Raw genomic sequence first — 15,005 nt, 5'->3', positions numbered from 1 at the left:
TTCCTATTAAAAAAGGAGGAAGTAGGATGAAACAAACGACTGATTTTTTGAAAATGAAAAGTAAGGGTGAGAAAATAGCGATGCTCACGGCGTATGATTTTCCGCAGGCTAAATTATCAGAGCAAGCTAATGTCGATATGATTCTTGTCGGCGACTCACTAGGAATGGTTGTATTAGGTTATGATTCAACGATTCCAGTTACAATGAATGATATGATTCACCATGCTAAAGCTGTAAAGCGCGGGGCAAAAGACACTTTTATCGTGGTAGATATGCCGTTTATGAGCTACCATATTTCTATGGAAGAAGCGCTCATAAATGCGAGAACACTGATTCAAGAAACGGGTGCCCATGCCGTCAAGGTTGAAGGTGGAGATGAAGTAATAGATAAAATTACTGCAATGACAAATGCAGGTATACCCGTTGTTGCACATTTAGGCTTAACGCCACAATCAGTTGGTGTGTTAGGTGGGTACAAAGTACAGGGTAAAGATGCAAAAACAGCTCAAAAACTAATCAATGATGCAAGAAAATGTGAAGAAGCAGGGGCTTTTGCTCTTGTCCTTGAATGTGTGCCGCAACAATTATCTAAAGAGGTATCATTAATTTTAAATATCCCGACAATTGGGATTGGTGCTGGTGTGCATACAGATGGGCAAGTACTCGTGTACCATGACATTCTCACATACGGCGTTGAGCGCGTACCAAAGTTTGTTAAGCGCTATTTAAATAGTGGAGAAATGATGGAAGAGGCCATTTCTGCTTATGTAAAAGAGGTAAAGAGTGGACAATTTCCAGAGGATAAACATTCTTTTAATATGAAAGAAGAAGAACTTTTAAGTCTCTACGGAGGAAAGCAATGAAAAAAGTGACGAGCATCAAAGAAATGCAGAAAATCATCAAAGACTTCCAAAGGGAAGGGAGATCAATCGGGCTTATCCCAACAATGGGTTATTTGCATGAAGGCCACTTAACATTAGCTAAAAAAGCACGTTTGGAAAATGATATCGTCGTCATGAGTGTTTTTGTAAACCCGCTCCAGTTTGGGGAAGAGGAAGATTTGGCCACTTATCCGAGAGATTTAGAAAGAGATATGCAATTAGCGGCAGAAGTAAAGGTAGATTATCTGTTTCATCCAACAGCAGAAGAAATGTATCCACAGATGCAAGAGATAACAATGAACGTCGGAGCAAGAACAGAGAGACTTTGTGGCGCTTCAAGACCTGGTCATTTTGACGGTGTGGTTGTGGTTGTTTCTAAATTATTTAATATTATTCAACCAGAAAGAGCTTACTTCGGTAAAAAAGATGCCCAACAATTTGCAGTGATAGATTTGCTTGTAAAAAATTTTAATTTCCCGATTGAACTCGTTGCAGTGGATACGGTAAGAGAAAGTGATGGGTTGGCAAAGAGCTCAAGAAATGTACACTTAACAGCAGGAGAACGTAAAGAAGCCACTGTGCTTTTTGCAAGTTTACAGGCAGCGGAAGCAATCATCACAGAAGGAGAAAAAAATCCGTCTCGTATAATTGATGTAATGAAAACGATGCTCAATGAGAAGATAAGTGGTGAAATTGATTATGTTGAGATTCTTTCTTACCCAGAATTACAGCCAATCGAAGAAGTCGGCGGTGTAATCATTATTGCGTTGGCCGTAAAATTTTCCAAGGCCCGTTTAATCGATAATATCATCATCACAGCATGAGGTCATAGAGGAGGATTTAATATGTACAGAACAATGATGAATGGGAAAATTCATAGAGCAACAGTAACAGAAGCTAACCTGAACTACGTCGGCAGTATTACGATTGATAGTGATATTTTAGATGCTGTTGATATGTTACCGAATGAGAAGGTACAAATCGTTAATAACAATAATGGAGCAAGATTCGAAACGTATATTATTCCTGGTGAAAGAGGGAGTGGTGTTATTTGTGTTAACGGCGCTGCCGCACGTCTCGTTCAGCAAGGGGATATCGTAATTATCATTTCATATGCTCAAGTTGCAGAGGAAAAACTTAAAAGTCACCAACCAAAAGTAGCGATTATGGGCGCAGATAATCAAATCATTGATATGCTTTACCAGGAACCAGCTAGTACGATTTTGTAAAAAAAGTGACTGAACTGCCGAAAAATGCTTTAGTTAATAAGCACGAACAAATTCTGTATTTTAAAAGGATTTGTTTGTGCTTTTTATTGTGTTTATCTGTTCTAATAATGAGCAGATAAGGGTCATTGCAGACTTGTTATTTTTATTATTTCTTTTTATACAAAATGACAACGGCTTTAGTTAATAATGGTAAAATAATTCATATGAATATGAAGGGATAAAGAGAAATAAACCATTGAAGGAGGAGGTCAATCTGAAAAAAACTGTCTTATTATTTGCATTAGCAATGGTAACGATTTTTATCATTGTTGCCTGTAGCAAGGGAGATACAAAAAAAGAAGGTATTGGTGGGGATGAATCAACTGAGGGTGTAGCAGATACAGCAAACGATACAAAAGTTGGAGAAAATCCAGTTCCTCAAACTTCATTACCTATTCCCCAATCGTTTAAGGAATCAGTTGACTATGGTTATACGGGAGAATGGGCAATGAAGGAATTTTCCGATGAAGTAAAGTCGGCACTTGATCAGCTGCCCTCTATTACGATAGAGGCTACAGAAGAAGAGATTCATGCTTATGAACGGAAAGTCTTTTCCCTATTTAAAGAGAATTTAAGTATGCCAAATGTTCCAATTGAACAATGGCAAGCAATGAAATTTGCAGATCCAAACATTGCAGAAGAGGAAAACCAATTAAAGAAAAATTATAATGTAGCTATTTTACTTGATGCTAGTGGTAGTATGGGTGCTCTAGAAAATGGAAAAACAAGAATGGAACTTGCAAAAGAAGCCATTAATCAATTTGTTGATAGTTTGCCAGAAAAAGCTAAAGTCTCATTAACTGTTTACGGACATAAAGGAACAGGAGATGAAGCAGATAAAGAGGTTTCATGCAGTACTGTAGAACAAGTTTATTCTCTATCAGCCTATGATAGTAAAGAGTTTACAAATGCCTTAGATGAATTTGACCCAGCAGGATGGACACCAATGACAAAGGCAGTTGAACAGGCAATGGTTAATTTAGAATCACAGGATGGTTCAGAGAATACGAATATTATTTATCTCGTGAGTGATGGAGTCGAAACCTGTGGAGGAAATCCTGTACAGGCAATGGAAAAACTGAGTGATTCCAACTTAAGTCCAGTCGTTCAAATCATTGGCTATCAAGTTAATAACGATGGATTAACGCAGTTGAAAGAAATGGCAAGGGCTGCAAATGGAAAGTTTATTAATGTCCAAAATCAAGAGGATTTAAAGGCAGAATTTAAGCGAACCACAGAAATGGCTAAAGTATGGTCAGAATGGCATAGAAATAGCAATGCTGCCATTAATAATCTTAATAAAACGGTACAAAAGCAATTAAATGATTGGCATCACGAAGAGCAGGAAAAGATGAATAGAGAGCATCATCATTTACAACTGGCTATCAATTATTTAAAAGAGCAAAAGAAGATAGATTCTGATGTTTTCCTACGCCTAGATGAAAACTATCGGGCATACTATTTACAAGTCGATAAAGAAGCACGTGAACTTTTTCTTGAACTGGATCAACTGAATAGAGACTCATTCCTTGATAACTGGGAAGAGATTAGTGAGAGGTTCTTGAAAAACGTGAGTGAATAAGAAGATTAAATATACAATTTGGCAAAATAATCAGAAGAGAAGTAAATGACCTATTGGACTTGTGTAAATAGATGGGTTATGAATAATAATTTATTTACTAAAAACGTAAGGCTTTCTTTTTTAGATGAGTAAAATCTCTCTTTTGCTAAATAAAGAAAGATAACTTTCTCTTTTATCCTTTTTATGATAACGTTTTGTGTGACAGAATGTTCGAGGTGTAACCATGAGTAATAAATATGTTGTCGTAGATTTAGAAACAACAGGAAATTCACCTAAAAAAGGTGATCAAATTATACAATTAGCAGCAGTAGTGATTGAAAATGGACAGATTACTGAACAGTACGCTTCACTTGTACAACCTAGTCACAGTATCCCTCCATTTATAGAAGAACTAACCGGACTAACAGACGAAATGGTGGCCTCAGCACCTAAATTTTCTGAGATTGCCAAGAAAGTGGAGCAAATGCTTGAAGGTGCCTACTTCGTTGCACATAATGTCCTTTTTGATTTATCGTTTTTACAGGAAGAGTTTAAAATGGCTGGTTTAGCAGGTTTTTATGGGCCAATTATAGATACTGTTGAACTGGCAAGGATCTTTTTACCAAGTGAGGATAGCTATAAGCTATCTGATTTATCGTTAAACTTAGGGCTCTCTCATGTGAGACCACATCAAGCGGATAGCGATGCTTATGTAACAGCAGAATTACTTTTAATATTAGAACAGAAAATGAAAAGCTTACCATTGCTTACTTTGAAGCAATTAAAAGATATTTCCTTTGGCTTAAAAAGTGACTTAGATTTATATTTAGAGGATTGGATTCAATGGAAAGAAGAGAGCCATCAATCACTTCCTAGCGATTTAGAAATTGATCATGGGATCGCTCTTCGTAAAAGGCAAAATAAGCAAGAAGGGAAATTGAATAAATCCAGTATCTTGTATCCATATACAAAGGAAGAGAAAGAAGCTTATTTGCAAAAAGTGTTTAAACCTTTTGAATCACGAGAGGGCCAATATGAAATGATGGATGCCGTTTATAAGGCATTTATTTCTAAACAACATTCACTGATTGAAGCGGGAACAGGTGTAGGTAAATCATTGGCCTACTTATTGCCTTCTATTATTTTTTCTTTGCAGGAAAACGAACGAATTGTGATTAGTACATTCACAACTCAACTTCAAGACCAATTGCTGCAGAAGGACTTACCTTTACTAACGCAAATGATACCAATGCCAATCAAGGCAAGTATTCTAAAAGGAAGAAATCATTATATTAGTTTAGCAAAGTTTATTCATACACTAAGAAGTCAAGATGATAACTATGATACTTGTTTAACGAAGATGCAAATTCTAGTATGGTTAACGGAAACAACAACAGGAGATGTTGACGAACTTAATTTATCTAGTGGTGGTCAATTGTATTGGAACCAAATTAAAAATAATCGGATGTTATTTATTAACGATAAGGACTTTAGAGAGAAAGACTTTTATAATCGTGCAAAGAAGCAAGCTGAGTCAGCACAATTGATTATTACGAATCATAGTATGTTACTTTCTGATACCATCAGTGATTATGATATTTTGCCATCATATCAATATGCAATTATTGATGAGGCTCATCATTTTGTAAAAGCGGCATCTCCTTATTTTGGACGTATGCTAGATTTTATGACTGTTCGGCTCACGATTAATAAATTAGGGTTATTCGAGCAAAAAGAGTGGATCTATCAGCTTGAGCAATTGCTAGAAGAAGTCGGTGGTTCTAATGAGGTGATTCACTCATTTGAGGTAAATGAGATGATGGAGAGTTTACATACAGAAATGGATGAGTTCTTTTACCTCATTTCGAATCTTGTGCAAAAATCTAGTCATAAAAAGAGTAAATTGGTACGAGTGAAAATGAATGTTCAAAATCTAATCGCTAAATATGGACGTCAAATTAACATCCAAGTGGAGCGGTTTTCTTCTATTCTAAAAGAGGTTATTCAAATGTTGACAGCAAGGCTACATGCTATTCAAAATGGATCATCTCCTATTGCAGAAAAGTCAAAGCCTTTATTAGAGGATGTCTCATCTGCTGTCAGGGAATTAGAAGGTTATGTCCATTCGTTGGACTTCTTTTTTAAAAACACTCAAGACCAACCTTTCGCATCTTGGGTAGAAGTTGATTTACGTGCAATTCAGAATGTCACTTCTATTTATGCGGAACCATTAAATGTCTCTGACCGACTGAGTCAGTCCTTTTTTACAAAGAAGAAAAGTGTTGTTTTAGCCTCTGCTACAATGACCGTTAATCAGTCGTTTCAATATATGGAGAAAGAATTAGGCTTAGAAGGTTCACCTTGTACTAGTCGGCAAATCCCTTCACCATTTCAATATGAAAAACAAGTGAAAATGATTATACCAAAAGACTTACCAGATATTAAAACGGTGAAAATGGAAGAGTATATTGCCAGTATCGCTGAGCAAATCATTTCCATTGCTGAAGTAACAAAGGGGCGTATGCTCATTTTATTCACTTCATTTGAAATGCTTAAAGAAACGTATCAGCTTATAAAGGAATCGGACTTTCTTAGTGATTATGCGATCTTTGCTCAAGGAATATCAGGAGGTAGTCGTTCGCGATTGACGAGAAACTTCCAAAAGTTTGATAAAGCGATTTTATTAGGAGCAGGTAGTTTTTGGGAGGGTGTAGATATTCCTGGAGAAGATTTATCTTGCTTGATTATTGTTCGCCTACCATTTGCACCGCCAGATGACCCTGTAGCTAGTGCGAAAGCTGCAAAGCTGAAAAGAGATGGGGGAAATCCTTTTAAAGAGCTCGCCATACCGGAAGCTGTGATTCGTTTTAAACAAGGGTTTGGCCGCTTAATAAGAACGACTACCGATAGGGGTGTTGTGATTGTATTTGATAGAAGAATTAAAACTGCAAGTTATGGAAAAGCATTTCTGCAATCGATACCGCCTATTGAAGCAAAAGAATGTGATTTGAATGAAACGATTCATATCATTGAAGAATGGTTATAATTTTTAAAAACTAATCGTCTAATATTTATGCAAACCAGTTTTACTGGTATACTATTAGACGTAACAGAGAATATGGGCCTTACTTGTCAAGGAGGAAATACAGATGGAAAGCAAGATTGAAATCTTATCAACAGTAACGATTCAAAATAGTCCAGATTTATATAAAATTGTTGATAGTTTAAACAGAACATTAAAAGAAAAAGATTTAATGTTCGGCTTAGCATTGGATAAGGATGATGATAGCAAAGCTGTATTTACAATATATCGTACATAGGTAGTGAAAAAAATGAAAAAAATACTAATTATCGTACTAGCCATCATGGTTGTCATTATCGGTTTCTCAGCAAAAGTTTATATAAAAGCAATGGAGCCGATAAATCAAGCGGAAAAAGTGGCAAAAGAAAAAGCGGAAAATGAGGCAGATCTACAGGCCGTAAAAAGAGTAACGCTATATAATGGTAATGAAACGTATTACATTATTGATGGGGTTACAAAAGAAGATAAAGAAGTGTATGTATGGGTTTCAGCAGACTCTGAGGATGAAATAATCATAAAAAATAAAAAAGATGGGATTTCAAAAGAAGAAGCAATCGAAAAGGTAATGAATAAAAAAAATCCCAATGAGATTATTTCTGTCAACCTTGGTATGGAAAAATCAATCCCTTTGTGGGAGATTTCCTATAAAACCGGGGAAGGTCTTCTTAATTATTATGTAATAGATTATGAGACAGGTAACGAAGAATTAAAAATATTAGAAAATCTTTAACTAAGTGGTTCGGCTGACTATTCCATGGCCAGCTCATATATAAAATGATAGATTATACATTCTGGAGGATTAGGAAAATGAATTTTGAACTAGCACAAAGAGTGCAATCACTGACACCATCTACAACTTTAGCGATTACAGCTAAGGCAAAAGAAATGAAGGCACAAGGGATTGATGTTATCGGTTTAGGTGCGGGTGAACCAGACTTTAATACACCTCAGCATATTATTGATGAAGCTATTCAATCGATGAATGAAGGGTACACGAAGTATACGGCAGCGGCAGGGCTACCAAAACTAAAAGAAGCTATTTCTAACAAGTTTAAACAAGATCAAGGGATTGATATTCCCGCCTCAGATATAATTGTTACAAGTGGTGCTAAGCATGCGTTATACACTTTATTTCAAGTCATCTTAAATAAAGGTGATGAGGTCATTATTCCAACTCCGTATTGGGTAAGTTATCCAGAACAAGTAAAACTAGCAGGCGGAAAGCCAGTATTTATTGATGGTCTTGAAGAAAATGAATATAAGGTTACGCCTCAGCAGTTAGAGACCGTTATATCAGAAGCCACAAAAGCAGTTATCATTAATTCACCTAGTAACCCAACAGGCATGCTTTATAGCAAACCGGAACTAGAAGCGATTGGTGAATTTTGTTTGAAACATAATATCTTAATTATTTCTGATGAAATCTATGAAAAGTTGACTTATGATGGGCATCAACATATTTCGATCGCACAAATCAGTCCAGAATTGCAAGAGCAGACTATTATCATTAATGGAGTATCAAAGTCTCATTCAATGACAGGTTGGAGAATTGGTTATGCTGCCGGCAATACAGCCATTATTAAAGCAATGACAAACCTTGCGAGTCATAGTACATCTAATCCAACTACTCCTTCTCAATACGGGGCGATTGCAGCGTACAATGGTTCACAACAACCAGTAGAAGAAATGAAAAATGCGTTTGAAGAGCGTTTAAATATAATTTATCAACAATTAGTAGCCATTCCAGGTTTCACATGTATTAAACCACAAGGTGCTTTTTATCTTTTCCCTAACGTAGAAGAAGCAGCAAAACTTACAGGTTTTGCAGATGTTGATGCGTTTGTAAAAGGTTTATTAGAAGAAGCGAAGGTAGCTGTTATTCCTGGTTCTGGCTTTGGTTCTCCGAAAAATATTCGATTATCATATGCGACATCACTTGAGCAATTAGAAGCCGCTGTTCGTCGAATCCATGAATTTGTTAATCATAAACTGCAGTAATCATTAAAGGAAGTGGAGCCCTTCACTTCCTTTTCTCTTGCTAGAGGTATGTTTGATGAAAAGTTGCCTAGAGAATCAGAGAAGGGTATAATAAAGGCGACTTGAACTTAATTGGTAAATGTTTTTGGAAGGGGTATTAAATTGAATAAAACGACAATTGCTGAAACATATAAATATGTTGATCAAGAAGTAAAAATTGGTGCATGGATTGCTAATAAACGCTCCAGTGGGAAAATTGCCTTTCTACAGCTACGTGATGGCTCTGGTTTTATCCAAGGTGTGGTCGTAAAGGCTGATGTGTCTGAAGAAATATTTAAAGTGGCAAAATCGGTTACACAAGAATCTAGTGTGTTTGTAGTAGGGAAAGTGCAAAAAGATGATCGTTCACCTTTAGGTTATGAATTACTCGTTACGGATGTAGAAGTGATTCATGAATCAACCGACTATCCAATTACACCGAAAAACCATGGGACAGAGTTTTTGATGGATCACCGTCACCTATGGTTACGTTCACGAAAACAGCATGCTGTAATGAAAATTCGAAATGAAATCATTCGTGCTACATATGAATTCTTTAATGAAAATGGTTTCTCAAAGGTGGATCCACCAATCCTAACAGGTAGTGCACCTGAAGGGACATCAGAGTTATTTGCTACTAAGTATTTTGATGAAGATGCATACCTATCTCAAAGTGGTCAATTGTATATGGAAGCCGCAGCAATGGCTTTAGGGAAAGTTTTCTCATTTGGACCAACATTCCGAGCTGAGAAATCAAAAACGAGACGTCATCTTATTGAATTTTGGATGATTGAACCGGAAATGGCTTTTTATGAGTTTGAAGACAATTTGAAAGTACAAGAAGAATATGTTTCCTATATTGTCCAAGCTGTTGTTAAAAACTGCCAAGTTGAATTGAAGACATTAGACCGCGATGTGTCTAAGTTAGAAAAAATTCAAGCACCATTCCCGAGAATTTCCTATGATGATGCCATTACGTTTTTACAAGAAAAAGGGTTTGATGATATCACATGGGGAGAAGACTTTGGCGCGCCACATGAAACAGCGATTGCCGAAAGCTATGATAAACCCGTATTTATTACACATTACCCAACAAAAATCAAACCTTTCTACATGCAGCCAGATGCTGAAAGAGAAGATGTTGTCCTCTGTGCGGATTTAATAGCTCCAGAAGGATATGGTGAAATTATAGGCGGGTCAGAGCGTATCCATGATTATGAGCTCTTGAAACAAAGATTGGCAGAACATGAATTAGATATGGATGCATACAAATGGTACTTAGAATTAAGACAATACGGGTCAGTTCCTCATTCTGGGTTTGGTTTAGGTCTAGAGAGAACAGTTGCTTGGATTAGTGGCGTGGAGCATGTGAGAGAATCGATTCCATTCCCAAGACTTTTAAACCGCTTATACCCGTAAGCTTTTAACAATATTAAACGAAAAAGAGTCATTTTGTGGCTCTTTTTTCACTTTTTTACACCTTTTAATTTGAATACATTTCTATACTTTTCTTAAAAGGGTTCATGATATACTTGTATGGAGGTGTGTATGATGCCAAAGAAGATATTATTAAAATGGTTACAGGAAAAGGACATTACGATTCCTGGAGCTTTATTAACGCAATACAAAGCAATGAATTTAAAAGAAGAAGAAGTGGTCCTTATTCTCCATTTGATTTCAATTAGTGAAAAGGGAAATGACTTCCCGACTCCTTTTGAGCTTGCAGAAGTAATGAACTATTCGGCCGAGGAATGTGCAGGGATGCTTCGCCGTTTAATACAAAAAGGGTTAATCACGATAAATGAAGGTTATAGTGAAGAAGGTATTCGCTTTGAAAGATACTGTTTAGATCAATTTTGGGAAAAATTAGCGGATGCTTTTATGATTGCAGATAAAAGAAATGAAGCAAAAGAAAATCAACAAGATGAAATTGATTTGTATTCAGTATTTGAAAGTGAATTTGGCAGGCCGTTATCTCCTTTTGAATGCGAAACGCTAGCACTTTGGTTAGATGATGACCATCATGAGGCGAAAATCATCAAAGCTGCCTTAAAAGAAGCAGTGATATCTGGTAAATTAAATTTTCGCTATATTGATCGCATCTTGTTTGAGTGGAAAAAGAATGGGATAAAAACGGTAGAGCAAGCAACAAATCAAGGGAAGAAATTTAGACAAAACCAAGGGAAGAGAATGAAAAGTGTAGAGAATAGTGACAAGAGAAATGAATCGCTACCTTTTTATAATTGGTTAGAACAATAGTTTGAATGGTGATGATATATGTTAAATAAGAAGGATATTAGATACTGTTTAGATAAAATGGGAGAAATGTTTCCAGATGCTCACTGCGAGCTCGTTCATAAAAATCCTTTTGAACTTGTCATTGCAGTGGCATTATCAGCGCAGTGTACCGATGTATTAGTGAATAAAGTGACAAGCAAACTCTTTTTAAAGTACAAAACACCAGAGGATTATTTAAATGTATCAATTGAAGAATTACAACAGGATATCCGCTCAATTGGTTTATATAGAAATAAGGCAAAAAACATTCAAAAACTATGTCGCATGTTAATTGATGACTATGATGGTATAGTTCCTGCTGATCGGGATGAATTAACAAAGTTACCAGGAGTCGGTAGGAAGACAGCGAATGTGGTTGTATCAGTGGCCTTTAATGTCCCTGCAATAGCTGTTGATACACATGTGGAAAGGGTAAGTAAACGTCTTGGTTTTTGTAGGTGGAAGGATTCAGTTCTTGAGGTAGAAAAAGCGCTTATGAAGAAAATACCAGAAGAAGAGTGGTCAGTGACCCATCATCGCTTAATATTTTTTGGACGCTACCATTGCAAAGCGCAAAATCCAAAATGTCAGGAATGTCCCGTTCTCGATGTTTGTAGAGAAGGTAAAAAGAGAATGAAGCGTTTAGGTGCGTAAATATGAATGAGATTCCTAAAGAGCTACAGCACCCTTTTTTCAACGATATACAGAAGTCAGATAGGGAGTTTGTACCGTTTTATTATGAACAACAATATTACAGAGGATTCGCTTCTTTTGAACCTTGGCAGGATTTAGAACGGGTAAGCGAAACGATTAATCGAGAATGGCAAGAGTTATCGGATAGCATCAAATATGCCCATCAACAAAGAAATAAGAAGGAAGCGGGGCAGCTCATGGTTGTAGGCGTCGCGATTTTAGTACAATATGTGTATTGGTTAAATGAAAAACCGGTGTCCTTTTGTGATCAACAAATCGGTATACGTTTGCCAATAGTTCCATTCAACTTCAGCGATCGATTACAATTTATTATGCAGCAGCCTTCACTTCATTTAGCTTTTTCTCAATTAACCGAGTTGATGATAGAAGTAAATAAATTATATGCTAAAAAAAAGATAAAGAAAAAACACTCAAAATAGAAAAGAGTGTTTTTTTGTACTGATCATTTACATCATGTAATAGGGGAATATATACGTATAGAGACATACAAAAGGCAGAGAAGGAGCTCTTCTCTGCCTTTTTAACTTATTATTCTTCATTGTCATCATCTGGTGGTGATGGCGGTGGTTCTTCTTCATTTGGAGGTGGATTGTCCTCTCCGCTACCGTCTTCATTACCTCCATCATTACCATTATTGTTACCATTGCCTTCACCTTCGTTATTTCCATTGCCATTCCCATTACCATTCCCGTTGCCATTGTTGTTTTCGCCACCATTATTACCTTCGCCATTACCATTCTCGTCGTCATTGCCACCTTCTTCTTCTCCAGGTGGTTGTTGTCCCTCACCAGGCGTTTCCTCTTCAGGAGGTTCGACTTCTTCTGGCTCTTCTTCATTGGCTGGTATGTTAACAGATGTTTGGGCTCCATCACTTTCCTTATCACCTTGAACCGCTTTTACGGTGAAGGTATACGTGCTATCAGGTTCAGGATTTTCAATCGTAAGTGATGTTTCAGATGTTGTCGTGAACTCTTGGGCACTGCCATCATTAATAGCGCCTGTCACTACAAATTGACTATTGTCTTTGTCTTTATGATTCCATACGACTTCAATCGTATTGGCTTCTTTATTGTATTTGGCATTTAAACCATTCGGTGCTTCAAGTTTATCGAACTTTTCAGAGACTGTTTTTGGTGCGTTTCCTTTGACAGCGTACTCTGTAATAATTTGATCACTTGGCGTATATTTACTTGCTAGTTTTGCAGGATTACTACCTTTTTCAATCGCCACTTTTTCAACAGAGTTAGGCATTTTGAAATCAGCTGTTTCTTTCCCTTCTGAAGCATATTGCATAATGTTTTTAAAGAGCATTTGGGCAATCTTCTGGTCGTAACCGTTTGATGCTAGGTAATTCTTTCTATTTTCATATCCGGTCCAAATGGCGGCTGTATAATTCGTTGTATAACCTGCAAACCAGGCATCTGGTGTAGCACCGTTAGGGATATCAAATTTTTCTTTATCTGCAGCATCATAATTCGTTGTTCCTGTTTTTCCGGCAACTGGTAAACCCGGGATATTAGCAGTTGTACCGGTACCACTTGAAATAGCCGTCTTCAGCATATCTGAAATCATAAAGGCAGTGTAATCATTCATCACCGCTTCACTTTCAGGTGTAGTGTCAATCTTCGTACCATCACGCATTTCAATGGCTTTGACAGTATGAGGCTCTGTATAGAAACCTTCATTGGCAAATGCGCTATAAGCACCGGCCATTTCCATTGGAGAAACGGCATTTGTACCAAGTACAGAGGACTCATAATAGTCGTCTTTAAAGTTAAAGCCTAATCGATTAGCAAATTCCTTTGATTGCTCAGTACCTACTTCTTGAATGGCTTTAACAGCAGGAATATTCCTTGACTCTGCCAATGCTTGGCGCATCGTCATTGTCCCTTTAAATGAATTATCCCAGTTATTTACTTCGGTTCCCTCACTGTATTTATATGGCTCATCAACAAGTGTGTGATAAGTGCCCCATTGATTAAATTCAATGGCAGGTGCATATCCGGCGATCGGTTTAAATGTTGAACCTGCTTGACGTTTTTGGTCTGTAGCAAAGTTGAAACCACGTTTTACTTCTTGATTACGTCCGCCGCCAATCGCCCGAACTTCACCATTACTTGAATCTAATAAAGTAATCCCCGCTTGGAATTCTTCATCTGGATATTGTATGACATCTTCGCTATTTAAGATATTTGCAACATATTTTTGGATATCTTTGTCTGCTGTTGTATGAATTGTTAAACCATCGGAAAAGATATCGAGGTCAGGATATTTTTCAGTTACTTCATCAATGACAACATCGACAAATGAATCATATGGTGTATCATCTTCTATTTCTCTTTCACCTTCAGGAACTAACCCTTCAGTGATAGGAATGGATTGTGCTTCAGTCTTTTGCTCTTCGGAAATGAATCCGTGTTGGTTCATTAAAGATAAGACAATGTTACGTCGTTTTTCGGCATTTTCTGGATGTGTAAACGGATTATAGTTGTTTGGACTTTGCGGCATTCCTGCAAGTAATGCGGCTTCATGTAACTCCAGATCATCCAAATCTTTACCAAAATATAAACGTGATGCTGTTAACACACCGTGACTATTTTCTGACATGTAAATTTTATTCACATACATTTCAAAGATTTCTTGCTTTGTATATTTTCGTTCCAATTGGAATGAAAGCCATGCCTCTTGTGCTTTCCGGCTAATTGTCTTTTCATTATTTAAGAATGAGTTCTTTACGACCTGTTGTGTAATCGTACTAGCGCCCTCAGAACCAAAACCTTTTGTTACGTTGGCGATAACTGCTCCACCTAATCGAATTAAATCCATGCCGTTATGTTCATAAAAGCGAACATCTTCTGTTGCCAGAAAAGCATTTTCAACAAGGTCGGGTATATCTTCATATTCAACATAATCTAAATTTCCAGCACCGACTTCCGTGATTTTCTCACCATTTATATCGAGAAGAACCGATGGAATAGGGTCCTTTAATAGTGCCGGATCTAACTCGGGAGCATCCTTAACCATAAAGGCAAATGTAGCTGCGCCTGCAATCATTCCAACAATACCGAGTGCAATTAATGTGAGGAAAATCTTCTTAAATAGCGATTTTCCTGATTTTTTCTTCTTCGGTTTAGGTGATTGCTGTTGTTGTTTTCGGCGCTCCTCCCTAGATTTATACTGTTCTGACATATAAGTCCTTCCTTTCT

The 15,005-nt window shown here is 37.0% G+C and carries 13 protein-coding genes; 12 read left to right on the top strand and 1 reads right to left on the bottom strand.

Translation table 11 applies throughout. The annotated features are described in order from the left end of the window. Positions 1–26 precede the first annotated feature (26 nt). The 12 genes from panB (at position 27) to MHH73_RS14010 (ending at position 12,218) form a co-directional block, all read left to right on the top strand. On the top strand, positions 27–863 hold the full coding sequence (gene panB, locus MHH73_RS14065; RefSeq protein WP_191810914.1) for a 3-methyl-2-oxobutanoate hydroxymethyltransferase: 837 nt from the start codon (positions 27–29) through the stop codon (positions 861–863). Beyond that, on the top strand, positions 860–1,705 hold the full coding sequence (gene panC, locus MHH73_RS14060; RefSeq protein ID WP_341067607.1) for a pantoate--beta-alanine ligase: 846 nt from the start codon (positions 860–862) through the stop codon (positions 1,703–1,705). The genes panB and panC overlap by 4 nt, the downstream gene beginning before the upstream one ends. A gap of 21 nt (positions 1,706–1,726) precedes the next feature. Then, positions 1,727–2,110: an aspartate 1-decarboxylase gene (gene panD, locus MHH73_RS14055; protein WP_191810917.1), complete on the top strand. Its 384-nt coding sequence runs from the start codon at positions 1,727–1,729 to the stop codon at positions 2,108–2,110. Between the two features lie 235 nt (positions 2,111–2,345). Further along, the gene (locus tag MHH73_RS14050; protein WP_191810919.1) at positions 2,346–3,731 is read left to right on the top strand and encodes a vWA domain-containing protein; all 1,386 of its coding nucleotides are present in this window, start codon (positions 2,346–2,348) and stop codon (positions 3,729–3,731) included. Between the two features lie 223 nt (positions 3,732–3,954). Beyond that, on the top strand, positions 3,955–6,756 hold the full coding sequence (gene dinG, locus MHH73_RS14045; protein ID WP_341067603.1) for an ATP-dependent DNA helicase DinG: 2,802 nt from the start codon (positions 3,955–3,957) through the stop codon (positions 6,754–6,756). A gap of 103 nt (positions 6,757–6,859) precedes the next feature. Beyond that, on the top strand, positions 6,860–7,030 hold the full coding sequence (locus MHH73_RS14040; protein WP_191810924.1) for a YpmA family protein: 171 nt from the start codon (positions 6,860–6,862) through the stop codon (positions 7,028–7,030). Between the two features lie 12 nt (positions 7,031–7,042). Next, positions 7,043–7,522 (top strand): cell wall elongation regulator TseB-like domain-containing protein, encoded by a 480-nt coding sequence (locus MHH73_RS14035; RefSeq protein ID WP_191810926.1) that lies wholly within the window; start codon positions 7,043–7,045, stop codon positions 7,520–7,522. 77 nt (positions 7,523–7,599) lie between these two features. Next, on the top strand, positions 7,600–8,790 hold the full coding sequence (locus MHH73_RS14030) for a pyridoxal phosphate-dependent aminotransferase (protein ID WP_191810928.1): 1,191 nt from the start codon (positions 7,600–7,602) through the stop codon (positions 8,788–8,790). Between the two features lie 141 nt (positions 8,791–8,931). Next, positions 8,932–10,227 carry an asparagine--tRNA ligase gene (gene asnS, locus MHH73_RS14025; protein WP_341067599.1) on the top strand — a complete coding sequence of 432 codons (1,296 nt, stop codon included), beginning with the start codon at positions 8,932–8,934 and terminating at the stop codon, positions 10,225–10,227. Positions 10,228–10,359: 132 nt separating this feature from the next. Beyond that, complete coding sequence (locus MHH73_RS14020) at positions 10,360–11,067, top strand: DnaD domain-containing protein (protein ID WP_191810932.1); 708 nt, start codon at positions 10,360–10,362, stop codon at positions 11,065–11,067. An 18-nt stretch (positions 11,068–11,085) separates the two neighbouring features. Further along, positions 11,086–11,739, top strand: a complete 654-nt coding sequence (gene nth, locus MHH73_RS14015) for an endonuclease III (protein WP_341067597.1) — start codon at positions 11,086–11,088, stop codon at positions 11,737–11,739. Positions 11,740–11,741: 2 nt separating this feature from the next. After that, positions 11,742–12,218 carry a YpoC family protein gene (locus MHH73_RS14010; protein WP_341067595.1) on the top strand — a complete coding sequence of 159 codons (477 nt, stop codon included), beginning with the start codon at positions 11,742–11,744 and terminating at the stop codon, positions 12,216–12,218. 109 nt (positions 12,219–12,327) lie between these two features. On the opposite strand, the gene MHH73_RS14005 is transcribed toward MHH73_RS14010, so the two are convergent. After that, positions 12,328–14,988: a PBP1A family penicillin-binding protein gene (locus tag MHH73_RS14005; RefSeq protein WP_341067593.1), complete on the bottom strand. Its 2,661-nt coding sequence runs from the start codon at positions 14,986–14,988 to the stop codon at positions 12,328–12,330. Positions 14,989–15,005 lie beyond the last annotated feature (17 nt).

It is taken from the genome of Cytobacillus sp. FSL K6-0265 (assembly GCF_038003465.1).
In the GTDB taxonomy this organism is placed as follows: Bacteria; Bacillota; Bacilli; order Bacillales; family Cytobacillaceae; genus Cytobacillus; species Cytobacillus stercorigallinarum.
The sequence above is the reverse complement of the archived record's forward strand: the minus strand, read 5'-3'. Positions and strand labels throughout refer to the sequence as shown.